The 26,449-nt window shown below is 63.5% G+C and carries 32 protein-coding genes, 1 tRNA gene and 1 pseudogene; 12 read left to right on the top strand and 22 right to left on the bottom strand.

The features are described from left to right. Positions 1 to 35: 35 nt before the first annotated feature. The 4 genes from K414_RS0119550 (at position 36) to K414_RS0119535 (ending at position 3,331) form a co-directional block, all read left to right on the top strand. Entirely contained in the window at positions 36 to 503 is a 468-nt protein-coding gene (locus K414_RS0119550; protein WP_027497473.1) for a universal stress protein, read from the top strand. A 229-nt stretch (positions 504 to 732) separates the two neighbouring features. Beyond that, on the top strand, positions 733 to 2,403 hold the full coding sequence (locus K414_RS27460) for a TIGR03767 family metallophosphoesterase (protein ID WP_051365180.1): 1,671 nt from the start codon (positions 733 to 735) through the stop codon (positions 2,401 to 2,403). After that, positions 2,400 to 2,750: a hypothetical protein gene (locus K414_RS0119540; RefSeq protein ID WP_027497472.1), complete on the top strand. Its 351-nt coding sequence runs from the start codon at positions 2,400 to 2,402 to the stop codon at positions 2,748 to 2,750. The genes K414_RS27460 and K414_RS0119540 overlap by 4 nt, the downstream gene beginning before the upstream one ends. After that, positions 2,747 to 3,331, top strand: coding sequence for an EI24 domain-containing protein (locus K414_RS0119535; RefSeq protein WP_027497471.1), 585 nt, complete (start codon positions 2,747 to 2,749; stop codon positions 3,329 to 3,331). The genes K414_RS0119540 and K414_RS0119535 overlap by 4 nt, the downstream gene beginning before the upstream one ends. Positions 3,332 to 3,355: 24 nt before the next feature. Here K414_RS0119535 and K414_RS0119530 read toward each other — a convergent pair whose 3' ends face one another. After that, positions 3,356 to 3,976 carry a YdeI/OmpD-associated family protein gene (locus K414_RS0119530; RefSeq protein WP_027497470.1) on the bottom strand — a complete coding sequence of 207 codons (621 nt, stop codon included), beginning with the start codon at positions 3,974 to 3,976 and terminating at the stop codon, positions 3,356 to 3,358. A gap of 488 nt (positions 3,977 to 4,464) precedes the next feature. After that, entirely contained in the window at positions 4,465 to 4,689 is a 225-nt protein-coding gene (locus tag K414_RS27455) for a helix-turn-helix domain-containing protein (protein WP_237606230.1), read from the bottom strand. Between the two features lie 80 nt (positions 4,690 to 4,769). Here K414_RS27455 and K414_RS0119515 point away from each other — a divergent pair, with 80 nt between their 5' ends. Next, on the top strand, positions 4,770 to 4,973 hold the full coding sequence (locus K414_RS0119515; RefSeq protein ID WP_027497468.1) for a hypothetical protein: 204 nt from the start codon (positions 4,770 to 4,772) through the stop codon (positions 4,971 to 4,973). A 91-nt stretch (positions 4,974 to 5,064) separates the two neighbouring features. On the opposite strand, the gene K414_RS0119510 is transcribed toward K414_RS0119515, so the two are convergent. After that, positions 5,065 to 5,670 (bottom strand): hypothetical protein, encoded by a 606-nt coding sequence (locus K414_RS0119510; protein ID WP_027497467.1) that lies wholly within the window; start codon positions 5,668 to 5,670, stop codon positions 5,065 to 5,067. A 44-nt stretch (positions 5,671 to 5,714) separates the two neighbouring features. Between K414_RS0119510 and K414_RS0119505 the strand changes: the two genes are divergently transcribed. Both K414_RS0119505 and K414_RS0119500 read left to right on the top strand, forming a co-directional pair. Beyond that, a complete protein-coding gene (locus K414_RS0119505) occupies positions 5,715 to 5,927 on the top strand; it encodes a hypothetical protein (RefSeq protein WP_027497466.1) in 213 nt (70 codons plus the stop codon). 249 nt (positions 5,928 to 6,176) lie between these two features. Next, positions 6,177 to 6,401: a hypothetical protein gene (locus K414_RS0119500; protein WP_027497465.1), complete on the top strand. Its 225-nt coding sequence runs from the start codon at positions 6,177 to 6,179 to the stop codon at positions 6,399 to 6,401. 34 nt (positions 6,402 to 6,435) lie between these two features. On the opposite strand, the gene K414_RS0119495 is transcribed toward K414_RS0119500, so the two are convergent. From K414_RS0119495 to K414_RS27415, 17 genes and pseudogenes are all read right to left on the bottom strand, one after another. After that, a complete protein-coding gene (locus K414_RS0119495; RefSeq protein ID WP_027497464.1) occupies positions 6,436 to 6,753 on the bottom strand; it encodes a hypothetical protein in 318 nt (105 codons plus the stop codon). Continuing rightward, a complete protein-coding gene (locus tag K414_RS28315) occupies positions 6,753 to 8,246 on the bottom strand; it encodes an ADP-ribosyltransferase (RefSeq protein WP_051365178.1) in 1,494 nt (497 codons plus the stop codon). Before K414_RS28315 ends, K414_RS0119495 begins: the two co-directional genes overlap by 1 nt. Next, on the bottom strand, positions 8,243 to 8,518 hold the full coding sequence (locus tag K414_RS0119485; protein WP_027497463.1) for a hypothetical protein: 276 nt from the start codon (positions 8,516 to 8,518) through the stop codon (positions 8,243 to 8,245). Before K414_RS0119485 ends, K414_RS28315 begins: the two co-directional genes overlap by 4 nt. Continuing rightward, complete coding sequence (locus tag K414_RS0119480; RefSeq protein WP_027497462.1) at positions 8,518 to 8,901, bottom strand: hypothetical protein; 384 nt, start codon at positions 8,899 to 8,901, stop codon at positions 8,518 to 8,520. Before K414_RS0119480 ends, K414_RS0119485 begins: the two co-directional genes overlap by 1 nt. Before the next feature lie 121 nt (positions 8,902 to 9,022). Then, positions 9,023 to 13,624: a tape measure protein gene (locus K414_RS0119475; protein WP_152530450.1), complete on the bottom strand. Its 4,602-nt coding sequence runs from the start codon at positions 13,622 to 13,624 to the stop codon at positions 9,023 to 9,025. Positions 13,625 to 13,687: 63 nt separating this feature from the next. Next, the gene (locus K414_RS0119470; protein ID WP_027497460.1) at positions 13,688 to 14,389 is read right to left on the bottom strand and encodes a hypothetical protein; all 702 of its coding nucleotides are present in this window, start codon (positions 14,387 to 14,389) and stop codon (positions 13,688 to 13,690) included. After that, positions 14,386 to 14,796: a helix-turn-helix domain-containing protein gene (locus K414_RS27445; RefSeq protein WP_037219401.1), complete on the bottom strand. Its 411-nt coding sequence runs from the start codon at positions 14,794 to 14,796 to the stop codon at positions 14,386 to 14,388. The genes K414_RS0119470 and K414_RS27445 overlap by 4 nt, the downstream gene beginning before the upstream one ends. After that, a complete protein-coding gene (locus K414_RS29190) occupies positions 14,793 to 14,957 on the bottom strand; it encodes a hypothetical protein (protein WP_161631814.1) in 165 nt (54 codons plus the stop codon). Before K414_RS29190 ends, K414_RS27445 begins: the two co-directional genes overlap by 4 nt. After that, positions 14,954 to 15,283 (bottom strand): WhiB family transcriptional regulator, encoded by a 330-nt coding sequence (locus K414_RS27440; protein WP_051365177.1) that lies wholly within the window; start codon positions 15,281 to 15,283, stop codon positions 14,954 to 14,956. The genes K414_RS29190 and K414_RS27440 overlap by 4 nt, the downstream gene beginning before the upstream one ends. Continuing rightward, complete coding sequence (locus K414_RS29460) at positions 15,280 to 16,737, bottom strand: ATP-binding protein (RefSeq protein ID WP_202595118.1); 1,458 nt, start codon at positions 16,735 to 16,737, stop codon at positions 15,280 to 15,282. The genes K414_RS27440 and K414_RS29460 overlap by 4 nt, the downstream gene beginning before the upstream one ends. A gap of 461 nt (positions 16,738 to 17,198) precedes the next feature. Next, positions 17,199 to 17,750 (bottom strand): annotated as a pseudogene (locus K414_RS28635) (toprim domain-containing protein); the annotation flags it as partial. Beyond that, a complete protein-coding gene (locus tag K414_RS27425) occupies positions 17,747 to 17,989 on the bottom strand; it encodes a DUF6011 domain-containing protein (protein ID WP_037219398.1) in 243 nt (80 codons plus the stop codon). The gene K414_RS27425 and the pseudogene K414_RS28635, both read right to left, overlap by 4 nt. A gap of 194 nt (positions 17,990 to 18,183) precedes the next feature. Then, entirely contained in the window at positions 18,184 to 18,513 is a 330-nt protein-coding gene (locus K414_RS0119435) for a hypothetical protein (protein ID WP_027497458.1), read from the bottom strand. Then, the gene (locus tag K414_RS28300; RefSeq protein WP_152530449.1) at positions 18,510 to 18,821 is read right to left on the bottom strand and encodes a hypothetical protein; all 312 of its coding nucleotides are present in this window, start codon (positions 18,819 to 18,821) and stop codon (positions 18,510 to 18,512) included. Before K414_RS28300 ends, K414_RS0119435 begins: the two co-directional genes overlap by 4 nt. Before the next feature lie 20 nt (positions 18,822 to 18,841). Beyond that, a complete protein-coding gene (locus K414_RS0119425; protein ID WP_027497457.1) occupies positions 18,842 to 19,084 on the bottom strand; it encodes a hypothetical protein in 243 nt (80 codons plus the stop codon). Continuing rightward, positions 19,084 to 19,779, bottom strand: coding sequence for a hypothetical protein (locus K414_RS0119420; protein WP_027497456.1), 696 nt, complete (start codon positions 19,777 to 19,779; stop codon positions 19,084 to 19,086). The genes K414_RS0119425 and K414_RS0119420 overlap by 1 nt, the downstream gene beginning before the upstream one ends. A 109-nt stretch (positions 19,780 to 19,888) precedes the next feature. Then, entirely contained in the window at positions 19,889 to 20,113 is a 225-nt protein-coding gene (locus tag K414_RS27415) for a helix-turn-helix domain-containing protein (protein WP_051365174.1), read from the bottom strand. A gap of 84 nt (positions 20,114 to 20,197) precedes the next feature. On the opposite strand from K414_RS27415, the gene K414_RS28295 reads away from it, so the two are divergent. Then, entirely contained in the window at positions 20,198 to 20,737 is a 540-nt protein-coding gene (locus K414_RS28295; protein ID WP_161631813.1) for a helix-turn-helix domain-containing protein, read from the top strand. A gap of 58 nt (positions 20,738 to 20,795) precedes the next feature. Continuing rightward, a complete protein-coding gene (locus K414_RS0119405; RefSeq protein WP_237606228.1) occupies positions 20,796 to 21,893 on the top strand; it encodes a tyrosine-type recombinase/integrase in 1,098 nt (365 codons plus the stop codon). A 43-nt stretch (positions 21,894 to 21,936) separates the two neighbouring features. Here the strand turns inward: K414_RS0119405 and K414_RS0119400 are convergent. Further along, a tRNA-Ile gene (locus K414_RS0119400) sits at positions 21,937 to 22,010 on the bottom strand. 69 nt (positions 22,011 to 22,079) lie between these two features. Beyond that, the gene (locus K414_RS0119395; protein ID WP_027497454.1) at positions 22,080 to 24,215 is read right to left on the bottom strand and encodes a molybdopterin-dependent oxidoreductase; all 2,136 of its coding nucleotides are present in this window, start codon (positions 24,213 to 24,215) and stop codon (positions 22,080 to 22,082) included. A gap of 85 nt (positions 24,216 to 24,300) precedes the next feature. Here K414_RS0119395 and K414_RS0119390 point away from each other — a divergent pair, with 85 nt between their 5' ends. The 3 genes from K414_RS0119390 (at position 24,301) to K414_RS0119380 (ending at position 26,299) form a co-directional block, all read left to right on the top strand. After that, complete coding sequence (locus K414_RS0119390; RefSeq protein ID WP_027497453.1) at positions 24,301 to 25,104, top strand: serine hydrolase domain-containing protein; 804 nt, start codon at positions 24,301 to 24,303, stop codon at positions 25,102 to 25,104. 144 nt (positions 25,105 to 25,248) lie between these two features. Further along, entirely contained in the window at positions 25,249 to 25,761 is a 513-nt protein-coding gene (locus K414_RS0119385) for a DUF3145 domain-containing protein (RefSeq protein ID WP_027497452.1), read from the top strand. An 88-nt stretch (positions 25,762 to 25,849) separates the two neighbouring features. Further along, the gene (locus tag K414_RS0119380; RefSeq protein ID WP_027497451.1) at positions 25,850 to 26,299 is read left to right on the top strand and encodes a cold shock domain-containing protein; all 450 of its coding nucleotides are present in this window, start codon (positions 25,850 to 25,852) and stop codon (positions 26,297 to 26,299) included. Positions 26,300 to 26,449: the final 150 nt, after the last annotated feature.

Genomic DNA, 26,449 nt, shown 5'->3' with positions numbered 1-26,449 from the left:
TCCCTGCACCAATGGGCTGGCAGTAGCCTCATGTCGTGAGCAATGCGCAGGAATCTACGGGGTTCGAGTACGGCCACGACGGCCCGAAGTCCATCGTGGTGGGCGTCGACGGCTCGGATTCGTCCTGGCGGGCCGCCGCATACGCCGGAGGACTGGCCCGTAGGCAACAATCGCTTCTGGTGCTGGTCTACGTGCAGCCCATCGCCACCGCGTCGTGGGGCCAGGCGGGGATCTCGATGGTGGAAACGGGCCGACAGATCGCCGACGAACTCCTCGACTACATCAGAACCTCAGTGGCCCGCTTCGGGGAGCGAGAGCAGGTTCGCTGGGAATTCCGCACTGCGCAAGGTGATCCTTATAACGGACTCGTCGCGGTTGCCGATGGACTCCGCACCGACGCCGTCGTGGTGGGGGCCTCCGAACGCGCCGGGCACCGATTGGCGGGATCTGTGGCAGTGCGACTGGTCAAGGCGGGCCGCTGGCCGGTCACAGTGGTGCCATGAAGGCTCGAATTCCAACCAGTCCGCGGTTTTCCCTGTAAAAATAGGCATTCACCTCGTCGGATGCGAGGCGCATGTGGTGCGGTTCTCGGATTCGGGGAGTTCCATGGCGGTCTGTCGCGTCGTCAATTCGTCACTCGGGTGGGCACCCTCGCCGCGGCATGGGGAATCGCACCGCAGGTTCTGGGCCACGTCCTTGTCGCTCGGGCGCAGCCGGCGTCAGGAGAGACCGATGTCGGGCGGAACGCTGGCGCAGACCATCCTGAGATCGTCGACCGGCCCCGGTCGGTACCGGGTGCTCGCTGCGGGGCCGGGGGAGCCCTACGTCCCTCGCCTCGACATCCTCGGGCGGGCACCCAGCGCGTCTCGGGTGCAGGCCAGACGCTCGTTGCTCTACTTGGGGCACCTGTCGGACATGCATGTCATCGATGCGCAATCGCCCGGCCGGATCGAGCCCATGATCGTCTCCGACCATGCAGCGTGGGGCTCGGCCTTCCATCCGCAGGATCCGCTGACCGTGCACGTCACCGCCGCGATGGTGAAGGCATTTGCGGATGCACGAATCAGTTCGGTCACCGGCGCTCCCATGGGAGCCGCGGTTGTCACCGGTGACAGCGCCGACATGCATTCTCATCTCGAATTTCGTTGGTACATAGACGTTCTCGACGGCGTCGCGGTCCGGCCTACGAGTGGCGCATCCGACGTCTTCGAGGGCGTGCAAGCGTGGCCCGAGGCGCAGTGGGCGTATCGGCCGAGCGATCCGTCGGGAGGGTCGTTCGGGGACTACGGATTTCCGACGCTTCCCGATCTGTTGACGCAGGCGATGTCGGGGACCGTCGAATCGGTGGGGCTACCCGTCCCGTGGTATTCCGTCTACGGCAATCACGACACGTTGTTGCTCGGCACGTTCGATCTCTCCTCTCAGCTGCATGCCCTCGCGGTCGGCGGACGCAAGGCATACACACTCGAAGCGACGGCCACCTCGGCATTGGCCGGGTACGCATCGACAGGTAGTCCGCTGCAGAGGATGGTCGATGCGCTCGGGGTCGGATCCGGTGCCCGGCCCGGGTTTCGAGCAGTGTCGGCAGATCCGGCTCGGTACCTCTTCGAGCAGCGTGAGTTCATGCAGGAGCACTTCGAGACGACTCCCACCCCAGGGCCGATCGGGCACGGTTTCACCCAGCACAACCTCGACTCGGGTGAAACCTGGTGGGCGGCGGACCCGACTCCGAACGTTCGCACGTTCGGACTCGACACCTGCAACGCCGTCGCCGGGCCCGACGGTGCGGTGCCCGAGGACCAGTTCGACTGGCTCACCCAGCAATTGGAGAAGGCGCAGGCCGAACGCAAGCTCGTCCTGATCTACACCCACCACAACAGCCTGACCCTGGAGAACCGTGCACAGCGGCCGGGACAGTCGGTGAAGCTGTACGGCGCAGACGAATTCATCGATCTGCTTCTGAAATATCCTGTGGTGATCGGTTGGCTCAACGGTCACACCCACCAGAATCAGATCCTGGCGCATTCGCGAGACGGACGAGGGTTCTGGGAGATCACCACCGCGTCGTGCATCGACTTTCCGCAGCAACAGCAGGTGGTGGAGATCGTCGACAACAGAGACGGGACATTGTCGCTGTTCACGACCGTGCTCGATCACGCGTCGCCGATCACGCCCGGGAACAGCGGCAGCTACCTGGACCTCGTCTCGCATAGTCGTGAGTTGGCTGCGAACGACTGGGCCGAGAATCCGCTGATGCGACGAGGTTCGCGCCTCGACCGCAACACCGAACTCCTCCTGCCCGCGCCGTTCGACCTGAGCGCCATCACCGACGCTGCTCTGGAACAGCAACACCTCGACGAGCACGCCAGACTGATTGCGTACGAGACGAGGCAGGGACGATGAACGGTGTTCGTAGACAGCTCTTCACGGTGGCGGCAGTGCTGGCCTGCGCGGGGTGCTCGCAGACCGCCGCGCTCGCGCCGGTCGGGGGAGCCGAACTCGGGAATCTCCGCTACGCGGTGAACGACGTTCTGTTCGAGCAAGGAATCGAGATCCTGGTTGCGCCCGTATGCTCGGGCACCGGGGCGGACATCGAATGTGCCGGGACGACAACCGGTAACGAGACGATTAACGGTACGGCCACGTCCGACGATGCCAGTACCGTCGAAGTGAAGGTCGGCGCAACCGTTCTCTACTCGGGTTCGGTGCAGGACGTACTCGACCGCAATTCGACGGTCGGTGCGCCGTGAAAGAGGTGCTGCTGCTCGCATCGGTGGCGATCGTCTCGGCTCTGATTCAGGCGCTGACCGTGGTGGGGGATCCGGCTCCGACGTCGTCCCTCGGATTCGCTGCGCTGGTCGTCGTTTCCGCCGCAACGGTGGTGTGTGCGCTGTGGTTCACCGCCTCGACGGCACTCGATGTGGTGGACGGCAACGCGTCGGGTGCACTGAGCCGGACGTGGCGACGACCGCGGGTACTGGCGTGGTGCGTGGTGCTGACCGGGGCGGCCGTTGCGCTCGCAAGTCTCTTCCCCCTGCTCCCGGCTGTCGTCATAGTCATTGCGCTGCTGATACTTCCAGCGGCAGTGGACGGTCGCCGAAACCCTCTGCGCGCTGCACTACACACCGTGAAGCAATCCCCGTGGCGCTGTACCGCCGCGGCGGTCACCACGATCCTCGCCTACCTACTCGGCTGGGTGGTGGCACTCGTGCTGGGATTCTTCGTCACCGGCGTGGTGGCGGCATTCCTGACGTGGCTGTGGTTCGGGGCCACTGCTGCTGCACTGCTGGTGTATTGGTCGGCTTTGTATCGCAAGGTGGTAGGGATTTGATCGGCGCTCGCGAAACGGCTCCAGTCAGCCGCGGGCACGTCGACCGATCGCGGCGTCGGCCACGATCTGATCTATTCGACCTGCACGAGTGTCGTCTCGAACGGCGCTGACAATCCACCACAGCATCTGTTTACGGGCGCTGGGAGGGAAGTCGTCCCAGTTGTTACGAGCGTCTGGGTCACGGTCGAGTGCCGTCTTCAACTCGAGCGGTTCTTCGAGGTTCTCGACCGGATCGGAGATTGTCCACCACCCGTTCGACTGCGCGGCAGCAATGGCGTGGCGACCTGCGTCGGTCATGAGGCCGCGTTCTTCCATATCGGCTGCGCGTTCTCGGTTGAGTTTGGTCCAGGGGCTCTTGGGTCTGCGCGGTGTGAACAGCTGCAGGCCGCGGGCCTCGTCGAGAATGCTGCTGGTGGAGTCGATCCAACCGAAACAGATGGCTTCCTCGACAGCCGCGGGATATGGGCAACGGGGTCGGTCGGTGCCGGTCCGCCATGAACAGAGCCAGACGCCTCGGGTCGAGCTGTGATTGTGCGACAACCAGGATCGCCACTGCGCCCGCGTTTCGGCATGGATGATCGGGTAGTCGAACTTCCACGTCGGGGGATGGGCTGACGCGGGCGACGGCGATTCCGACGCAGTCATGCGCTCGCGCGATCGACTCGACCCGGTAATGCCTCGCTCTGGTTCCACATCGCTTCAGTGTCCCCACAATCGAGGACAACCGCTGTCCTTGATGGCTCGCACATTTCGACAGCCGGCTCGTGGTGGGGCGGGCGGGGCTCGAACCCGCGACCAATGGACTAGCGGTAGTGGCGTCCCGTTAGCGCCTGAGAATTTCGATACGGCGTTGCAGCGCAATCGATATCGCGATCCCGTTTGCCCGGCGGATCCGAACGTATCCCGTTGGATCTGTCTCAATAACGATGAATATTCGATGAGTCATCGCGACTCGGCAGGCCACTTCGGTGCACCCCTATTGATCCAGTCCTGAACGTGCTCCTCGAGAAACATGTGCCGGCGTCCGCCGCGCGGGAGGGACTCGAGCGCACCACTGTTCGCGGCATCCCGAACCCAGTCGGCGGTGTGCGGAATTAGCTCCGCCACATCCTGGACGGTGAGGGGTTTTTCGATCACCGGTATCGCAGCCGACGCGGCTCGGGGGTGACGCGCTTGAGCTTCATCGGCGACTGCTCGGGGTTACTCCCCCGCATCCACGTGTCGAGATCGTCGCGATGAATCCGCCACGTTCCCTGCGGCCGCTTGCGCTGTGTGCCAACGAGTTCACCCGTGTGGAGCGCGCGGTACATCTGCTGCCGGCCGCAACGTGCGTAGGTGCGCGCCTCTTGAATCGTCATCCATGGTGTGTCCATCAAGCCAAGGTGCACTAGGTTGTCGGCGTCAGCAACCTGGCGGCTCGGCGCGCAGAATCGGGCGCGTGACAGACGTTGTGACCAAGTACGGTGTCCGCATGGGCGACGGGATGGAATTGCGCAACGGCACATGGACCAGTCAGACCAAGGCTCGCGATGTTGACGACATAGCGAGCCTGGCTCGACGGATCGTGGCGAAGTCCGACGATCAACAGATAAAGAACATGGCTCAGAGAATCATTCGTCTAGCGCGCGACCTGAACGACTGAGAGCCGATCTGGTCCGTACCCTTCTCACGGTTGACCGTGTAAAGGGTGGTGGCATCTTGAGATGGCCAACCCTGCTTTTTGTCGCCACGGGTTAGGCACGAACTGGGGGCTGACCAACCACTCTCGACCACTCAATGCCGTTGATGCTGTACCGAAAAGTGCATTCGCGACCGCCCAGCGTGCGCGCTCGAATGTCGTCAGCCGACATTTCGATCTTCACCCTGCGGCGCTTGTTCCATGGCGAGCCAGCACGAATCTGCACCGGGAGTTCACCGTCGGGCTCAAGCTCTACCCCATCGACCGTGTAGCTCTCCAGAACTACCCCTACAGCTGACACATTCTTCACAGTAAAATCGAGCTCACCGACAGTCGTCGCTGTGTTGCTCGCGGGGGTGCACGAGACCTCCACCTGACTGGCGAGGAGATCTTCTCGCTCCCTCTCTTTCTGTGCGGCCAACTGCGCACTTCCCTGTTGGTGGTTAAAGGTGTGGGCTGCGAACATGATCGCGCCGATTGTGCCAAGAGCGCCGAGCCAGGTGCCCGACGCCGATACCCACTCAGCGGTCCAATTGCCGTCGACCAACCAGCCGACGGAACAACCAGCGACGAAGATGATTACGAACGTCAGGATGCGTAGGCCCAAGCTCAAGTCGGAAAACCTGGGCACCGACCGAATTGATGGCATAGCGGAGATCATGTCAGAAGGACATCATCGCTCCGACCCGTTCTACCCTGTTCTGCATGGATCAACGGAGTCTCGACGTCATCGTGCCTACCAACCTCGACGCCAACCGCCGACACAACTACATCGTCACCAAAGTGCAGGAGAAATGCGCCGAGACCGGAGAGCACGCCATCCGAGTCGACGCCCGCACCGGCCACTACCACGCTCCCGGACAGCAGAAGTGGACAGCAACCTACGAGGTCGGAGACCCCGGAGTGTTCATCATCTGAGTACTCAGGTTGGCAAGGTCGGCACTGCGCACAGAAAGTCTGGTCACAGATCCGGCCCTGATTGTCGGGGTCATCGAGAAGCGAGAAATCTCGATGATCTGCCGGGAAATAGTCGGGGGGATTCCGGTTTAGCGGACGAAAAGCATGTCGGGGGGATATGGGAGGCATTGCCCTGAGTGCTACCGGTGCACCCTGGGAGGGGCACTGCCCCTGGGATTCATCGGGTGGGCCCCGTGACACCATGGCGCGATGCAAAACACACCTGATGGCGACTACCGCTACGTCCAGATGATGGCCCAGCTACGCGTTGACCAGGACGAGAAGAAGTCTTTCGACCATCGGGCACTCAACAAGTTCCATCGACAGATACTCGCCAAGCACGTGACCGCTGATCAGACTCGTGGGTCGGCCTGCGTCGAATGCGGTGAGCCGTGGCCGTGCGGCTTCATCGGCGCAATCTTCGCATTCGACTGACCCCCATGCGCCTGAGTGACGACGAGATGACGAATTAATCGATCAGCGTAGAGAGATCTCCCGACGTCACGGGTGGGTTTCCTTGCTCGGCAACCGTGGTGTCGAAGGCCATGCTTGCGCTGATTCCTCGACGGCATGCGTCGATCAGCCCATACCGCAGGGCGGTCGCCGCAGCACGGTCGGTAGTCGCGTCTGTGGACGAGAGTTGCAGCGCATCGCGGTCGTCAGTCCATAGCAATCCGAGGGTGTCGAGTACTGCCCACCTACCGGATCCGACCCGCTCGCCGCCATAGAACCGTTGGTCACCGATCACCGCTGCACCGACATCGGACGGATCCGAGAGACTTCCCATCACTTGACCTCTTTCACGGTTGCGTCCTGGGCGATCAGTCGGGCCAGCAGTACCCGGCGGTTACCGGCCTCGACCATCGCATCGTAGATCTCGTAGTCGATGCCACGGCCGACGATGAGCTCGTTCTCCTCGGGACCGTACGTCGCAAGACCGCGTTCGTTGCGTTTGCTCGACGACACGTACAGCGCTTTGGTCTCGGCCGGGAGGTCGAGTCGCAGTTCGACGAGATGTCGATCGAGGGGCAACGTCAGCTCTGATTGCAGCGCCGTCGACAGGTGCGCTTCGTCGCGGAAGCGTCGGCCAACCAGCGATGCCATATCCGTCGATCCGCCTCCGAGTCCGTAGACGGTGGCGTCGACATCGCGCGCAACGGTCATCGCGATCGGTGTTCGTGGTGCGTTTTCGATCGCAGTGTCGAGGCCTCGGATTGCATCGGCCGCGCGGAGAGTGCCAACCGTGGTGTCGCCGAACTCGATGCCGTTGCGTAGGCCGGCGTTCGTGGTCTGGAATCCCTGGGCGGTGTATACCCGGACAGGTTCGGCGGCGGCCTCGCCGAGCGAGCGTGCGTAGTCGTGCCAGACGTTGCGACCGAGATCGCGGCCGTCGTCCTCCGTGAGGCGTTGCATCGTCGCAGCCGGTGTCGGCGGTACGTAAGCCTTTTCGGCGGCCAGCCACGTCTGAACGTCGTTGTTGTACTTGGTTTCAGCGGCCAACCATGCCGCGGTGTCGTCGGCCTTCTTCGCGGCGGCTTTCGCTGCAGCAGCCTTGGCCGGTGCGTTTTCGAGCTCGTCCATCCTCGCGAGAACCGCGTTCAGGTCGATTGCGCCTCCGTTGGCGGTGTCTCGAACGGCCTGTTGGTACTGCTCCTCCCACTTCTCGGCGTGGGCGGGCGCGAGGTACGTCTGACCGGGTCGAACTGAGATCGCAGTGCATCGGCAGTGATCGTGATACTTGGATCCCATACTGCGAGTCCCGCGGGGTCCGCCCTTACGTCCGACGACGGTGGTGGCTGCGGCCTTGGATGAGTACACGTCAGCGCGAGTGGCGAGCATCCGGCAGAACGAGCAGGCACCGGGCGAGGCATGCCGGGCCCACGTCGCTCCGGGCTCGTTCTCTGCGTTTTCGACAGTGGTTCGTCGAGCCGAGTCGAAGATCGCGCGGGAGGTGAATCCCGCCATCCTTGTCAGAGCTGCATCACCGGTGGCGTGCAGGGCCCACGACGTCGACGCGGCCAGTTGCTCAGTGGGAGCCAAGGCCGCAGGCACGGCACGGTATGCGAGATCGGGTGCAGCATCTTCGTACCAGGTCGCGGCGAGATCACCAGCCGAGGCGGCGTAGGGGTCGATGATCTCGGGGACGCCATCGATCATGACCGTGCGGAACTGTGCCGAGCCGAGCTGCAGCATCGATGCGTCTCGCCAGTATTGGTTGATGTCATGCACGGCAAGCAGATTGAGGTCGTTGAGGATGGCGCGCTGTTCGTCGGGTGTCATGACAGCGTCTCGATTCGGTCATCGGTTGTGAGTCGCACTCGGTCATCGGGTTGGCCGGGCGGTCGGTAGTGGACTGGGATCTGCCAGCGGCTCAGCTCGACGGTGCCGCCGGCTTCGAGAGCCGTCAGGATTCGCGGCCATGGACTGACGTACTTCTCGCCGTCGACGACGCGCACCTGCATCATGCGACTCGATGAGAGGACTGCTCGTTCGACGAGTGCTGCTCGAATGCCGGGGTTGTGGCTGCGGGAGTTCTCACGGATCCGTGCCATCAGCTCGACACCTGCCAGCGCTTGGAATCGTCGGCGCGACTCCACCGAGCGTTCGCAGCGCGTTGGTGACGCGAGGACTTCGCCGCCCCTTCGCCGTACGGGTTTAGCTTGCCGATCAGATCGACGACGAGCCGGTCGAGGGCGCGCAACTCGGCCGAGAGCTTGACGTAGATCGCAGCGTTCGGCTCATCACGCCGCATCTCGGCGTCGAGCAGCTTTCGCACCCTTTCGGCCCGATCTACGGCTCCTCCGGCCCGCTCGAGCGCGACCGTTTCAGCCTCGGACCACACCAGTTCTTCGCCCGTCTGTTTCGATGTACGGGCAAGTGCCGCATTCTGATCGGCGATCAGCCGCTTACCGGCGGCCGTGCGAGGTTGTCTCACGAGCGTGGTCCTTTCGGTGGAATTCTGGTCGCAATGCACCGGGTGGGAGCTGCCATGACGTCCGTAGCTCCGCACCCCCGGGGGGAGGGGCGTCTCCCCACCCCTTCTGACCTGCAGGTATTCATGGCATCGTCCCCGCCACCGAGAGGTGGTCCTGACGTTCCTTGATCTTGACTCGACGGATCGCGTCTTCGGCGTCGGTGATTCCGTACATGTTGTAGACGACGCTCTTGCTGGGTGCGGTCTGCTGTGGTGTACCGAGCGCGAGATTCGCACCCGAGTTCATCGCCTGCAGGATCGACGGATTCGGACCCTTGACCGCGTCTCGACTGTTGACGACGAACTCTCTGGCGGTGAGCATGGCCGGCACGACGTCTTTGCCGCTCGGTCCCGTGACAGGACCACCAGTGAAGTAACCCTTGATCGCGTTCATGCGCAGTCCCGCAACGAGATTGGACAGTGGCAGTGTCGGGTCGTCGGGTAGCGCAGGGTCACGGTGCTGGCCGAATGCTTCGGCACTCAGGCCCAACAGGTTGGCTGGGTTTCCGCCCGACTTGGTTGCGATGGATTCGATCGTGCTGGCTACCGAGGACAGTGCAGCACCGGTGCGGGTGAGCGCTTCCTCGGCCACTGGTGCCCACTGCTCGGGCCCCTTCGCTGGGTCGTAGAGCACGGGAGAGTCAGCCATGATGTCCGAGCGTGAAGCGCTGCCTGGATCCGTGGCTGTGACTGCACCTTGCGTATCCCTCTGTCGCAGTGCGTCTCCGAGCATGAGAGCTGCCTTGGCTGCGCCGGGAAGTTCGTTGGGAATACCGAATACTCCGAGCGCATCCTCGAGTTGGCCCATGACGAAGTCCCGAGCGAAGTTGCCACCGAGCTCGGACCATGATCCGGGTAGGTCCGAGGCGGCCCCAGGGTCGGAGCCTGCCGTCTTGAGCTTCTCCTGTGCGGAGTACAGCTCTGCGTCTGCCTTCTGCTTCTCGAGGTCCGACGAGTCGGCATTGTCGTAGATCTCGTTCCGGCGCTCATTGGCAGACTCGACTGCGAGCTGGGCGTCGAGCCTGGCGATCTCGGAGTCGGTGAATGCCTTCGACAGTCCTGGTGCTTGCGGCGCGGGCCCGTCCTCGACGTATGCCGCGACCTCGTCCTTCTTGCCCTGCAGGTCCGTGACGCGCTGATTGGCACGCTCGACCTTCGAGTTCGCCTGGTCGAGATCGGCCTGCGACTTCTTGCCCTCGGCGAATGCGTTCTCGACCTTGGTGCGAGCCTCTTCGGCCTGGGTGACCGCGATGATGGCGGACTCCAGGTCGAGTTGCTGCTTGTCGGTCCACTCGGGCCGCTTGCGCGACGTCGAGCTACGGCCCGACGCGCTACCGGCCATCGAGCCACCGCCTGCGATCGGCAGGAACGCGTGATCGGTGAACTGCGCTGCGTTGGCACCGACAGTTCCGCCGACCATGCCGCCGCCGTAGCTGCCGCCCATCTCGACGTTCGTTCCGTCGGGAAGAGTGCCCGCGGTATGTCCGCCGCCCGGTCCGCCATTCATCCAGCCGAATCGAAGATCGCCTGGCCCGCCGAGGCCGGACAGGAACCCCATCGCGGACAGGGCCGCACCTTGTGTTGCAGTGGCGAATCGGTCGGCAAACGGTGCCAGTCCAACGGCGAATCGAGCAATCGCCGACATCGCGCCCGAGCAGTCGCCCCACTTGACCTTGCCCCAGTCGTACAGAGCACCCGTAAGTGGTTGCGACTGTGAGCCGTTGACGAAGTCGAGCAGATCCTTCGAGGTGACAGCGCCGACCTTGCCGCCCTCCTCGTAGCCCGGGAGCTTCGGGAAGGTGCCTGCGTTGATCTGCGCGAGCTCGCGGTCGTACTTCTCCGACGAGTTCCCGTTGATGACCCATTCGCCGGCGTCGACTCTGGCGATGGGAGCGCCATTGCCTGCGACGGCGAGGAAACCGTCGGTCATCTCGGTGCCCGGTCCTGACGTGGGAAGCCGCCCACCGGTGGCGAACTGACCGCGGTTGATGCGGCGTCCGGTGACGCGCTCGGCTTCGGCGACAGCGGCGGAGACTGCGCCGGGGTTCTCGATCGCGATGTTGACCGACACCTGCCGAGGCTTGGTGACGAAGGTCTGGATCTTGCCCTCGGCGTCGGTGGTGTCGGCAGTGACCTTGAACGAGCCGTCCGGCAGTTCTTCTACCTGGCGGCCGGTCTCGCGGATCTTCGTCTGGGCGTCCTCGGTCAGGCCCCGGACGATGATCTCCTTCTCGGAAGGAACCGACTCGATGGTCGCGCCGAGATCCCGGAAGAACTGAGCGCCCTGCTCGGTCAGTTGCACTGTGCCGTTGAGCGCCGTGTTCGTGCTCTGCAGTGCGGCCGCGCCGGCGTCGAGTGCCGCCCTCGTCGAGTTCACGTTCTGGGTCAGTGTGACGGCGGATTCGTTGACGTCCGAGAAGGTGTCGATCAGGCCTTGCGGGCCTTCGAGGCTGATACCCGTTTCGGCAAGCTTCTGGGCGTTGTTGTATGCGGTGATCTTCTCGGTGACCGTGTCCCACGCTTCACCCTTGGCGAGTATGGCGTTCTGCAGTTCCTGTTGCGACACACCGGCTTCGGCGTAGTTCGACTGCATAGTCGTGTAGTCGCGTGAGCCCTCGAGTCCCTGGCGGACGTTCTCGAGGCCGAGGCTCTGCACCCGTTGGTACGCCCGTGGGTCACCGGTACCGGTGGATGCGTCGACGACGTCGGAGGGTGCGAGGCCGTACCCGGTGGCGCGATCGAGGTCGCCGTTCTCCTGCGCCGTAGTCGCGATGTCCTTGCGCGTGGAGTCGGTGATCTTGCCGGTGTTCTCATCGAGCGTTCGGCCGAGTTCCTTCTCCTTCTCGTTCTGTGCCTCGGCGGCCGCGGCCGCTTCGTCGTGGCTGCCCTTGAGCATCGCGAGCCCGGTGAGCACGATTCCGCCCACTGCGAGCGCCGCACCGAACGGGCCCATCAGGAATGAGGTCAGGCCACCCGCCGCTGTACGAAGGGCCCCCACACCGCCTGCGCCCGCCGCGGCCGCGGATGCGCCTGCCGCTCGCCCGGCCGCTGCGGTCTGCTGATCGAGCGCCGTTCGGTAGAACCCCGACGTCGCTGTCGCGCCCTGCTGGGCGATCATTTGCGCGCGCATGCCGATGCTGTTCGCGGTCATCGATGCGGTGTGACGATCCATCGACCGTGTCAGCAACACCTGCGCCGCGATCTGTGCGGGCATCATGATCGTGCGAGCGATCATCGCGGCCTGGTAGCCGGTCTCGACCGCCTTCGCTGTGCCCATCGATGCGATGACACCGACCAGCAGTGGTGCCACGAGTTCGGTGTTGTCGGCGAGGAATCCCATCGCGGACGAGACTGCGCCGATGCCGGCTGCTGCGACGGTGGCGGAGTCGCCGCCGAGGTCGAGCAGAGATCCGCCTGCACTGCCGAGAGCGCTAGTCATGGTGGAGAAGAAACCGCCGACCTTGTCGGCGATGCTACCGACGCCGTCGAGTGAGGTAGCTGCGTCGCCACCCGCGGTGCTGATCGACGTCAGGGAGGACGAAACCTGTTGTCCCGCATCGCCTGAGAAGAACCGCGATATTGCTTGGTAGGCACCGATCGCACCTTCGCGGATCGAGAACAACACGTCGACAGCCTTCGAGTCTTCTTCGAGGCCGAACGTCATCTTCGCGCCGTCGAACTGACCCTTGGCAAGGATTGACCACACACCCTGAATGCCATCGGTGACGGTGCGCAGGGTCGCGCCGAATCGTTCGGCCCACGAGCTCGAGGAATCGATCTCGGATCCCGACGTCTTGAATGCGCCGACCATGTCCATCAGCCCGGTTGCCACACGGGTCGACATCGCTTCGACTTTCGGAGCCAGTGAGTCCGCGAGCCCGATCGTGCCGCCGAAGCTGTCCTTGGCGATCTGAGCAAACGGCTTGAGCGCGGACTCGCCGACGCGGCCGAGTGCGGCCTTCATGTTCTCGAACGAGCCGCGCAGAGTGTCGCCCGACTTGAGTGCCGCGCCGCCGATGTTCTCTTCGATGACCTTGCGGAAGGTGCCGGCGTCGACCTCGCCCTTCTTGACCATGTCGGACAGGCCGTCGGCGGTGACTCCGTACTCGTCCTGCAGCCACTGGAAGATCGGGATGCCACGGTCGGCGAGCTGGTTCAGATTGTCGGTGTACGCAGTGCCGGACGTAGTCACCTTGTTGATGACCGAGCCCATTTCCTCGAGCGAAGTTCCGGCGATCGTCGCCGCATCACCGGTCAGCGACAGATACTTGGTCAGCTCCTCGCCGGGCTTGATGCCTGCCGCGACTGCCGATGCTGCGATCGTGGCTGCATCGCCGAGACCGAAGGCCGTGCCCTTCACGGACGCAAGCGCCGAATCCATGATCGTCGCAATGCCTTCGGCGTCGTGCCCAAGACCGGCGAGCTTGCCCTTCGCATCGTCGATCGCGACGAGACGTCCCATGCCCTGCGACAGCGCAGTGCCGATTGCAACGCCCGCGACACCGCCCGCCGCGAGAGCGCCAACCTTCAGCGTGGATCCGAGACCGCCGGCAAGCTTCGAGCCGAGACCTCGCCCGGACTTGTCGGCTCCGGTTTGCGCACTGTCGAGCGCCTTGGTGATTCCGGGGCCTATTCGGCTTGTCTCAGGCGCGATCGTGAGGTAGCCAATTCCCAACTCTGTCAACTGATTACGCCTTCCAAAGGAACCTGCACCGGGCCTTGGAGGGTTGATCGAGAGGGTTGGGGATTATCGCGCGGTGGAACGTCTCCATAGTGCTGCGGTGTCGAGCTCGCCTCGTCGTCGCTGGGCAGTCTCGACGCGGCGCTGATGCCGTTGCTGGCGCTGCTCGAATGCGTCTTTCACCATCGACTCCGCGCGGGTGAACAGTTCGGCTTCGTTCAGCTCTGTCAGCTCGGCACCGAGTAGATCGGCGACCGCGCGTGCCGGGTTCGGCAGAAGCGGAAGTGTGGACACAGCATCGAGTTCGGCGTCGAGGGATCGACGGTCGTACACCTCGGCGACCGGGGTCCATCGCTGCTCGATCAGCCGTCGGTCTCCATCGTGCGGGTCGAGTGAGTTGACCGCGTTGCGCAATGTGGCGAGATGGACAGCATCGTCGAATGACACCTGTTCTGGATCCGCCGGCAGCCCGGATAGCCACGCGATGTCGGACGGTGACAGTGAACCGTTCTGCGGTGCCTTCTGACTCCCGAGCCGGCGGGACCGCGCGGCATCCCGTGGATGCGAAAAGGGCGGCGGCGGAGCGGAAGCGCTCAGCGTGGCAGTCAGATCACGCAGGTAGGCGTTGACCGATTCCGGTGCCCGACGGGAGCCATCACGACCCACGGCCCGCTCGACTAGCCGCGAGATGCGGCCGCGGTTGAGTCCGGTGTTCTCTTGCGTGATCGTGTTGATCAGGTCGCGACTGGTCAGTCCGTAGACGCTCATATCTTGTCTTCTTTCCTGGTCTTCGCAATTCGCTCGATCTCGGCGGTTGCGATCCGTTTGCTCTTGCCCACCAGCACGGTGTCGAGTTCGCCGGAAGCGATCATTCGTCCGACCGTCCGCTTCGAAAGGGCCAGTCGGCGAGCGGCTTCCGCGTACGTGACGAGAAGTGCCGGTGTCTCGTTCTCACTATGGACCGGGACCGGGGCCATCTCGTTTCTCGTCCGCGCCGGACTGTCGATGACGGTCGTTCTGCAGGCTTCGTGGAGCTCGAGGACATAGCCGGGCAGTTTCTGCCCTACGCGTTCGGCCCAATCGATCTCCTTCCTCAGAGCTCGCGCGAGGTAGTAGGAGAGCTCGGCGTCGAGGAGGTGGAACAGCAGAGTTCGTTCTGCGCCCGGGCGGTTCATCGCGCACTCCGCTCGGCTGCATCGACCAGTTGGTCGGCGAGGGCGACCGCCTCGTCAGCGTTGAACGCGAATTCGAGACCGGCGATGGTCATCACGACCGACCGCCGTTCGTCCGGTCGGTGTTCGACGACGGGCACGCCGTTCTGAATCCGAACCTTCATGCGACCTCACCTCGCGGAGTCAACCGGGTGGATTTCGGGATCACGCCAGCGAGCACACGTCCTCGAGGCTTCTCCGTCATCGCCCAGGTGCGGCACTCGTCTATCGCCGGGCACGCGAGGAGGCATTGCTTCTGTGCAGCCAGGTGGCGGTAGCCGACGTTGTCGGGGTGTTCGTTGTCCTCCGCAGGGTCGAATAACTCGGGCGAGCCGGCGCAGGCAGCCCCGGTGAGCCGTGGCCGGTTGGTCAGGATTTCTGCCAGGAGCAGTTCCCACGGTTGCCCCGGGCCATCCTTGCGCGGTCCTTGCCGTGTCGTCGGTTTGTTCATGATGCGGCGCTCGCGAGTTTGCACTCGGCGCACCGGCCGGTGTGGTTGGACTCGCTCAGCGCCATACCGCAGTCCCGACATGCAGAGATTGCCCGTAATCGACGCCCGCTATCCCCGCCTGACCCGTCTGTGCTGGTCAGGGCGTTTTCGTTGGCGGGTATTCCGAAATTCGGCGGGTTAGTGCCCTGAGTTGGCGGGTTAGTGGACCCCGTCGGCGGGTTAGCGGATTTCGACCTAGGTGTCGTTAACCCGCCACCTTGCACCCCGGGTGAGCTGGGATTTTGTCCGTTCGGCGGGGATGGCGGGGAAAGCGGGGGTTCATTGCGGGCAATCTCAGGACGAGGGGCCATCAGCCTCCATCGGACGGTCTTGTCCTTGTTCGCGGAGCCGAGATTTTCTACCGTCCATCCCGTCGAGCGCAGTGCCGGCGCAGACCGACGAAGGATTGAGGTCACCGACCGTGCACTGCGCGGCCACCCTCGTGGCGCTCTCCACCGATCAGAGATGGGCGTGGCCATCGCGAGGATCTCGGCGGCCGACCCCTCGAAGTCCGAGACCACCGAATCGGTGACCGCGGCGAGGAACGGGTCCGACGCGATCGTGTCAGCGGCCAAGGTCTCCGATTGCCCCGCGTACCGAGCGAGGCCGGACGTTCCCATGATCGTGTCGACGGCGGCGAGGATGCGCGCAAAGTCGGCCATCCGTGGTGACTCGGCGAGCACGATGGTCGGCAGTATCGAGTAGACCTGCGCAGCGAGGTCGAGCAGGCCGCCGAAGATCGTCGGGTACACCTCGGCCCAGGCGGCCGCGAGATCGGCCTCGGAGCGGCGTTGCCCGGGTGGGATCCGCTCGAGCGTGACGATCAGTGACCGCTCGGCGAGATCGCCTCGCATGGCACCCCAATCGATTCCGTTGACAACGATCACTCTGCGAAATGCCACGACGGACAGGCCGGAGTCGGTGTAGAGGGCTCGTTTGACGTCGCCTTCCCCTGTCGCAGCTCGGCACAGGGAGTCGGAGAACCAATGACCGATAGTGGAGATGTTGTCGATACCGACGACCCACGAACCGGCCGCGGCCGTGACCCAGGAGTCCATGTCGCGTGGTGGTTTGCGGACCGGTACCGATGACGGATCTGTTAGCGAAACAATGGTTTTCGTGGTCGTCGTCTTGGCGGTGCCTTGCTCTCCTGCGAGTGCGAGGACTGGGTGCGGGACATCGGGTGCGATGAGTGCGGCGACCATCGCGGCAAGCAACAGAGGTCGATCGGACTCGGCGACGTTCAGTGTCGACCAGAGTGCCTCGAGGTCGCTGTCACGTGACGGCTCAGGGAATGGCCCGGTGAGTACGGTGCGTCGGAACAGGACCGGGACGTCGAGGTTGCCGTACTCCCACCGGCCGGTGCGGTCGATCCGGATGACGGACTCGGCAACATCGCCCATGTCGAGGTACACGGCACCACCGGATTCGGCGACCCGCAGGTGCGTCGGAATCGGTTCCGCCTCGGCTGATTCACCTTCGAGGACCAGTAGCGCGTCGGCGAGTGCTTGTTGCGGCGCAGCCTTATCGTGCAGTCGGTAGTACTCACGGGAAAGCTCGGCCCGAAGACCTGTCTTGCCGCCGCGCAGGGATCGAGCGACATGGCCCCCCGACTTCGGGATTGCGTACGGATCACCCTCGGGAGTCGTGCCGAGAATGTAGCGGGCCAGTGCGAGTTGGACGAGTTGCGTTGCAGCGCTCTTCCGCTCGGCTTATCCTCGGCTGCCTCGGCGACCTGATCGGCGTTCGAAGCCGAACAGGTCTCGACATCAGGCGAGGGGGTGACAACGAGATCATCGGGACCGAGGCCTGCGGCGACATGGTCGGCGAGATCCTTCCCGACCTTAGGTTCGACGATCGATACTCCCGCTTTGCCGTCGAGCAGCCCGGCGACCTGTTCGGCGTGCTTGTGGCCCGGCTCGTCGCGATCGGCAACGATGACCACTGTCTTGCCGTGCAGTGGCGAGAGGTCGACCAGGTGCGCCTTCCCTGCACCCATTGGTGTGCACGTGGCGACGAGACCGATCGACTCGGCGGCGAGAACGTCCTTCTCACCCTCGACGACGTACACCGCGGTAGCGTCGGTTAGTCGGTCGGCGTGAAACAGGCTCGTGCCCCTGGTGTTACCCGACTGCCTGAACTTCTTCTCGGGACTGCGGTGCACCTGGCGGCCGTCCGGATAGTCGTAGCGGGCACCCCTGGGTTCGTCGAACAGATCCCGTGGTGCGATGTTCAGCGATTCGAGGACATCCGCCGTGGGGTCGGAATGCGAGTGCACGAGCACCTGCCCCGCGATAGCCGTGATGGTCACCGATCGGTCAGCGGGCGAATGCCCGGGTGCCTGTGCGGCGGCCCGGCCGTGGCCCTTGTCGTCGACAATCAATCCGGCATCGCGGAAAGTTTCGGTTACGCGGTCGAACGCGATCATGCGACACCCGCCTCGTTCTGGGCGTGGCGAGCGCAGACCGGGCCGAGATGCCGCTTCACCGAGGCCGGTGCGACGAGCCACGTACCGCAACGTTCGCACTGCACAGCGAGCCGAAAGCCACCCTGCGCGAGCGCGGCCATCAACAGCTTGTCGGCAGGGTCGCGAAGCAATTCGAGATGGTCGTCGAGCAGGGCATTAGGAGGGGTGTCGACGGTAGAATGGTTGTGCGTGATGGGCATTAGGTTTGCTCCTGGTGATGGTCGGCCGGCGAGGTTCTCGGACTTCGCCGGCCGACTGCGTTCGGAAGGATTCGTTTGCACCGGGCCCTTACGTGAACGCGATCAGCTTTCCCGGCACCACCGCCTGAAATCTGCTGCGAGCCAACACATCGACTGGCAGACAAGCATCAGCGACAAGGTGAACTCGGTCATCGTCACGACGCACGCTCCGCTGCTCTGCGGTCGCGTTCCTGCGCGAACAACTCGCGTGAACGATGTGCAGGATGCGCCTTCTCCTGAATGACCAGCAGAGGATCGACGATGCTCTTCGTCATCTGCGCCAGAGCGCAGACGACGAGCAGCCGTATCGCATCACGGTCCAACCGAGCGGACCAGTCGAGAAGGATGCGGTCGATCTCCTTCGGCGCGTCGGCCACCGCCAGCAGTTGGTACATCAACAGCAGCGCATCGTCAGTGATCTGATCGAGATCGACCATCCCGAGCGGCTCTCCCGCGAGATCGACGAGGAAATAAGAGTCGGTCATCGCAGTGCCTCGATCGTGTCGTCTCGGCACTTGGCAAGCGTGGCCCGGAAATCCAGGTCGGGAAGCAACTGGTCGAAGAGATCGAGCATCGGGGCGAGGACATTTCGAGTGAGTAGCGATAGCGCAGCAGCACTGGTGTAGCCCATCGCGTCGGGGTCGAGTCGGTTCACCCACTCCTCGGCAACGGCGTCGACAGCCTCGTCGTTACCGGCCGCCGCCGCGTACTGGTACATCAGAATCGTTGCGTCGGACTGAATCCGGCTGATGTCGGCAACACCGCGAGGTGTGCCGTCCTCGTTCATGATCATTGCGTGCGAGGGTGTTTCGGTCACTGGAGTGCCTCTCGAATGGTTGCGGCGCTGCGGATCTCGTCCTCATTGCGGCGTAGTTGAGCTTGTGACTGGTGGTCAGCTTGAGCGAGGACGTCGACAACAGCCGAGACCAGATCCACGGCCTCGCCGATGTCGAGGGTGAGCACCACGCTGGAGCTGTATGCGATTCGGATCCGGCCGACGTTGGTGAGCTCGGCGCGCACCGGTTCGTCGGTCATCTCGTCGAGTTGGGCGAACATCAGGCACCACCGGTCCTGTCTGCGGTTTCGGTTGCGAGGTCCACGAGCAGCAAGAGGCCGCGGGCGAAATTCGCGGCGTCGGCAAGGGTGAGGGTGTACCGGTTCTGGCCGTCAACGGGCTCGACTTTGCCGTTCACCACCTTGAACCCATGTCGCTCGAATGCGATCTGCGGCTCAGCGTCGGCCGTGTCCTGCCTGACATCCGCCATTATCGAAGCCGTCTTGAACGAGCCGTTTGGCTGCCAGCGGCCGTAATACCCATTGGTCAGCGGCATTACGATTGGACGACTTCGCCAGGACATCTCGTTGACCGCTGCGATCTCGTCGCCGACATTGAGGACGCTCTGGTCGGACTCTCGCTCCGCCCACCGCGGTCGCCTGTTCTCCAGGTACGGGATGGGAGCGCTCGGCTTGACCACCAACTGCGGATTCATGTCGCGTTGGAAGGCGTCCAGGTTGGACATCGCCGGCGACGGCTCGACGACCGTGGCGAGTTCCTCCTGTGCGGCCCGTGCGATCGCATGGGACTGCTCGATCTCGTCCGTGTACTTCACTCGAGCGACTCGCATCAGGCGCATCTTGGCCGGTCCGTCGACGGTCCTTCCGAACTTCTCGTACATGAAGTCGTCGAGCTTGACGTGCGTGTACTTGACCGGGGGAAGGTGGGACTGGTTCGTCTGGTTTACGATGGTCACAGCTGGTTCTCCTCAGATGGGTGCTGGTCGTTGCCCTCGATCGCGGTTGCCGCCGCGTCGGGGGCGTTTTCGTTCTCGTCGACCTCGTAGGGATCGGGCGTGTGGGGCATCAGGCGACGCTCTCGCCGCCAGTTGCCTGCGCGTCCTCCCAAGCCACAAGATCGCTCAGTCTGTATCGCGCGAATCGACCGATCTTCGCGAAGCGGGGGCCTCTGCCGAGGCTGGCCCAGTTGGAAAGAGTCTTGGGTGGGAGCTTCAGTCTCTCGGCGGCTTCAATTCTGGTGAGCCAGTAATCCGTTTCAGTGGTCACAATTCCTCCGTGATGAGATCGCATCAATTATTCCGGTCTGATCCGGGATGCCCATCAAGTTCTACCGCACTGTACAGATTCCCGCAAGCACCCCCTATGATTGCGGGTATGTCATCAAGAAGTTGGTCCGAGGATCAAGCGCGCGCGATCGGCGAGACGATTCGTGCTCTCAGGGGTGCCCGGTCTGCGCAGTGGTTGTCCGATCGGACGGAAGAGCTCGGCAACAAGGTGTCTCGAAGTACCATCTCCGAGATAGAAACTGCCCGCCGCAAGACTGTGACAACGGCCGAATTGATAGTTCTTGCAGCGGCTTTGAAAGTCCCCCCATTGCTTCTCCTGTTTCCGGGCCTCCCGACGGCTGCGGTTGAATACCTGCCGGGGGATGAGGTCGCAACCTGGCGAGCTCACCGCCGGTTTGCCGGGACGACGACTAATCCGTTGACCGCTGAAGACGGCGTTCAACTTATGGACCTGACTCGTTTGTACGGTGAGGAAAATGAGTGGTTCGTCCCCGTGAGCATCCGCCACGCGGCCAATCCTGATGATGGAGATTTGAAGGAATCTCTGGAGTTGATACGGAGCCGGCTGACCGAGATCGAAAGCAGGATTAAGGCAATTCGTTCGAAGTTGATGCTCGATGGCGGGTAGGCCACCCCTCCGAATTGGACAACGCGGCAAGGTCACTCGAAAAGATCTTGGTGGGGGAGTGTGGCTCGCGAAGTGTCGGTATCGCGACGACGACGGCGTGGTGCGCATCGTCGAGCGCCGGACGCCTGGGGGGGTTCGCGACCAACACGGCAAGCATGCAGAGCAAGAGCTGTTGACCGCCCTCGAGCTACGACATGCGCCGAGCGAGGAGGAGATCACGGGCTCGACGCTCGTGTCCGCACTCTGCAAGACCTACCTGCAACGCCTCGCCGACGAGGGCAGGTCGACCGCCACGACCGACACCTATGAGTTTGCGCTCGCCAAGCTGCAGACGTGGACCGCGGGCCTCCGGGTGTCCGAGGCGACACCGGGTCGGATGGATACCGTACTGCGGGCGATGAGCAAGACCCACGGCGCAACCATGGCCCGCCAGGCGAAGACGGTTCTACGCGGGGCGCTTGGTATGGCAGTTCTGGCCGGCGCACTGCAGACGAACCCGCTACGGGACGTCACCGCGATCAGAGGGAAAGCCGGCACCAAGGGCTCGCGAGCGTTCACCGCGGCCGAGTTGCGCAAGCTGTTCGCCGATCTCGGTGCGTCCGAGTACTGCCGCAAACACGACCTCGTCGACCCGGTCATCATGCTCATCGCTACAGGACTGCGACGATCTGAGTTGCTCGGCCTGTTGATCTCGGAGTTCGACGGCTCCAAGATCAAGGTCACCGGCAAGGTTGTTCGGGTCAAGGGCGTCGGGCTCATCCGAAGTCCAACGACGAAATCCGATGCGGGCGAGCGGACCATCCCGCTGCCTCGTTTTGCGATCGAGATGCTCGAGCGGCGCGCGGGGGAGCTGCATCCCACGATCGATGGCGTCATCTTCCCGTCGACGGCCGGAACGCTGCGTGATCCGAACAACTTCGGGAAGGAATGGCGCAACGCTCGCGAGCTACTCGGCGTACCGGACACCACTTCTCACAGTTTCCGGAAGGGGCTGGCCACGCTCATCGACGACGAGCGGCTACCGGCGAGGATGGGTGCCGATCATCTCGGGCACCGGAACGTGTCGATGACTCAGGACAAGTACATGACCCGAGGCCGGATCCATACCGAGGTCGCTGATCTGCTCGATCGGACCGTCGCCGTAAACGATGAATAAACGATGACCTTCTCGCGGTCAACCGTGAAAAGACGGTCTGACGTGGGGCGGGCGGGGCTCGAACCCGCGACCAATGGATTATGAGTCCACGGCTCTAACCGACTGAGCTACCGCCCCAATCCCGTACCAGGTACGAGCCAGCAGAATCGTACAGAATCACGCCGTCTCGTGGTTCCATCGGGGGCGCTACTTGGCCCTCACCTGCACCGGAACGCCGTTGAGAATCGCGTTCGCCGATACCGCGTCGACTCGGGCGGGGTCGGTGATGTCATTGACGCTCGGTCCGGTGACAGTGGTGGCGACCGAGAGCTGCACGCCGGGGCGCTGATGACCGAATCCGTGCGGCATGCTCACCACCCCGGGCATCATCTTTTCGGACGCCGCGACCTCGATGTCGACGGTACCGGCCGCGGAGGTGACCGACACCATCGAACCGTCCTCGATCCCGCGCTGGAAGAGATCGTTCGGGTGGGCCAGAAGCTGATGTCGCGCTTTGCCTTTGGTGAGTCGAGCGGTGTTGTGCATCCACGAGTTGTTGCTACGTAGATGTCGTCGACCGATCAGCAGGAGCTCGTCGTCCTTGGGAACCGCGCTCGAGTGCATCAGGTCCACCAAGGCAGGCAGTTCACCGACCACGACGTCCTGGATCAATTGAACGCGCTTGTCCTTGGTCTTCAGCTTCTGGGGAAAGCCCGGACGCAGCGGTCCCAGATCGATGCCGTGCGGGTTGGCTCGAAGCTTCCTCAGCGACAACCCTTTTCGTCGGCTACGGAGCAGGATATCCAGCGTGCGAGCAGGGGACAGGCGCAGACGGGCCTCGCCGATGACGCTCTTCGGAGTCAGTCGTGCCTTCAGGCGATCGACGGTGGAGCCTGCCATGCGGTTCTTGTAGCGCAGTGACAGGTCTCGGAAGATCTCCCAATCATGCTTGGCGTCAGCCTGTTTGGGTAGGACTGCGGGCATGTACTTGGCAGTGTTGTGTACCGCGAAAGAACTGAAGATCAGATCGTAGTGATCGCGTTCGAGGGACATCGTCGGCGGCAGAATTACGTGTGCGTGCCGCGAGGTCTCGTTGATGTAGAAGTCGAACGACACCATGAAATCGAGTCCCGCGAACGCGTCGTTCAGGGTAGTGCCGCCGGGCATCGACAGCACCGGATTGCCGGACAGGACGGCCATGGCACGAATCTGGTCCTTGCCCTCGGTGGTGATTTCGTCGACGAGCGTCGAACAGGGATACTCGCCGGCGAACTCGGGGAGATCGCGAACGCGGCTGCGCCACTTGTCGAAATGTCCGCGGCCGACGATGCCCTGCGAGATCAGATCGATCGCCGGATCGGTCACCATCGCACCGCCCGGGCGGTCGAGATTGCCCGTGATGATGTTGAGTACCTGGATCGCCCACTGGCACACCGTGCCGAACTGCTGCGTCGACACCCCCATCCTGCCGTACGCCACTGCAGACTCCGCCGCAGCGAAGTCCCGTGCGAGAGAGGAGATGTCGTCTGCCGACATGCCGACGATCGGTGCCACCGCCGTCGGCGTGAATTCGGCGACGAGATCGGCAAGTCGATCGGCACCATCGACGTAGTCGGCGACACGGACGGAGCCGGCGGCGACAATCGTGTGAATCATCGCCAGCAACAGCAGCGCGTCGCTGCCGGGACGAACGAAGAAGTGGGTGTCGGCAATATCCGCCGTTTCGGTCTTACGTGGATCGACCACGACCAGTCGGCCACCTCGCTTACGGAGTGCGCGTGCTCTTTTGGCGAAGTCGGGCACCGTCATCATGCTGCCGTTGGAGGCCATCGGATTGCCGCCGAGGACGAGGAAGAAATCGGTTCGATCGATATCCGGGATGGGCAGCAGGAGCTGGTGGCCGTAGAGCAGATGGTCGACGAGCTGGTGCGGCAACTGATCTAAGGACGTCGCCGAGTACCGATTGCGGGTGCGCAGCAGCGCCGTGAACGGAATGCCGTGGGTCATCGCACCCATCGAGTGCACGTTGGGATTGCCCTGATAGAGCCCGACAGCGTTGGATCCGTACTTCTTCCGCGTCGAGACGAGGCCGTCGACGACGAGGTCGTACGCCTCATCCCAGCCGATCTTCTCCCACTTCTCACCCACCCGCTTGACCGGTGTGGTGAGCCGATCGGTGTCGGCATGAAGGTCGATCAACGACAGAGCCTTCGGGCAGATGTGGCCCCGGGAGAGTGGGTCCTTCTCGTCGCCGCGGATCGAGACCACCGCGTTGTTCTCCACCGTGAATTCGAGACCACAGATCGCCTCGCACAGATTGCACGATCCATACACAACCGACATCGCATTTCTCCCATTCCTGTCGTCCGAGACTAGCCCGGCGGGGGACCGATCCACCGGCATCGACGGACAATTAGGCTTTGGGGTCGTGACTACCCTCGATCTCACTGCCTCGTGGCCCGTCGACCATGTCAGTGCTGCCGTCGTCACCGACGCCGGAGTGCGGGAGGAGGTGGGGGACACCGCGCGCGTCTTCGAGCTGGCGTCGGTCACCAAATTGCTCGCCGCCTACGCGGTGCTCGTTGCGGTCGAGGAAGGTGCCGTCGAGCTCGATCAGCCCGCAGGGCCGGAGGGGTCGACTGTGCGGCATCTGCTGGCGCATGCCTCGGGACTGGCGTTCGGCGAGCGGAAGGTGCAGGCTCCTGCCGGCACAAAGAGGATCTACTCGAGCGCGGGATTCGAGGTCTTGGCCGAGCTCATCGAAGCAGAGTCGGGAATTACCTTTCCCGACTACCTGGATGAGGCCGTCTGCGGTCCGCTCGGGATGGTCGACACGTCGCTGCCCGGGTCGGCCGGTCACGGTGCCCGTTCGTCCGTTGCAGACCTGACCAAGTTCGCCGCGGAGCTGTTGGAACCGACTCTCCTCGCGTCGCAGACACTGTCTTCGGCCGTCGACGTGCAGTTTCCCGGCCTGAACGGAATCGTGCCCGGGTACGGATCGCACAAGCCTTGCGATTGGGGTCTGGGGTTCGAGCTGCGCGATGACAAGACCCCGCACTGGACTGGGAGTAACAACTCGAGGGCTACGTTCGGCCACTTCGGACAGGCCGGGACGTTCCTGTGGGTGGACCCGTCGGTGAGGATCGCGTGTGTGGTGCTGACCGATCGGAACTTCGGAGATTGGGCCAAACCGCTCTGGCCCGAGCTCTCCGACGCCGTCCTGGCCGGGTGAAACACCACCGTTCACAGATTGCACTGGCGCAACAGGGGCAACTCGGGGCACACTAGTACACACACGCGTTGAATCGCTGCAACCAGTTCGAGCATGTCGAGGTCGTTGGGGAAGACGTCCCTCGTCGAAGCTGGAGGTAGTGCAATGCGTGGATCGAACCAATTCGCAGATGCGACGTCGGGTGTTGTGTACATCCACTCGTCGCCCGCTGCGCTGTGCCCGCATGTCGAATGGGCGTTGTCCGACGCCCTCGATTGCCGTGCCAATTTGAAGTGGTCCGCGCAGCCGGCATCCGACGGTCAGCTGCGCGCCACCACGGACTGGATCGGGCCCGTAGGCACCGGAGCGAAGCTCGCCGGCATCCTGCGCTCCTGGCAGATGCTGCGCTACGAGGTGACCGAAGACGCCAGCGAAGGCGTCGACGGCGAACGGTTCTCGCACGTACCCGGATTGGGTCTCTGGCGCGGATCGACGAGTGCCAACGGGGACGTGGTGCTCGGCGAGATGCGACTGCGCGCCCTGATGGAGAACAACCAAGGCAACCTCGCCGCCGCAGTGGAGCACGCGCTCGGCTCGGGTTGGGATGCCGCACTCGAGCCGTTCCGCACCGGAGGCGCAGGAGCAGAAGTGACCTGGCTCAGCCGCAACGTCGGCTAGCAGCGGTTGCCGGGGATTCGTCGCGGCGGTAGTTTCGCGTTCGTGCCTGGGGTAGGCATGTGGGAACGACCGTGGAGTGGTGAGTTCGATGTTGTCGACCGGAAAAGTGATTCGATTCGACGAGTTCAAGGGGTACGGATTCGTAGCGCCGGACGAGGGCGGCGAGGACGTGTTCATCCACGTCAACGATCTGGACTTCGACAAACGACTGTTGGCACCGGGAGTACGCGTCGAATACGTTGCCGTCGACGGTGACCGTGGTCTCAAGGCCACCGAGGTCCAGATCATCGACGGGCCGACGTCGAACGCACTGGTGACCCGGCACAAGCCTGACGTCCCGTTCCACAACACCGCACCCGTCAGTGGTCACCAGCGCCACGACGACGCAGGCGCGGACGTCCTGTCCGAGGCGGACTTCACCACCGAGCTGACCGAGCAACTACTGACGTCGAACGGCACGCTGACGGCTGCGCAGATACTCGACGTGCGATCGGCCGTCGTTCGACTGGCCCACGATCACCGATGGATCCAGGGCTGACCGACCTCGATTGGCCTCGTTTGCCCGTCCCCGATGTGAATCAATGTGGCTTTCTTGCACATGGAGTGCCTGAAAGGCGCATTGATCCCAACCGGGGTGGGTTCCCAACCGGGGTGGGTTCCCAACCGGGGTGGGGTCTTGAGTTGACCG

Source organism: Rhodococcus sp. JG-3 (assembly GCF_000482405.1).
In the GTDB taxonomy this organism is placed as follows: Bacteria; Actinomycetota; Actinomycetes; order Mycobacteriales; family Mycobacteriaceae; genus Rhodococcoides; species Rhodococcoides fascians.
Note: the sequence above shows the minus strand (reverse complement) of the source record. Positions and strands in the feature narration are given on the sequence as shown.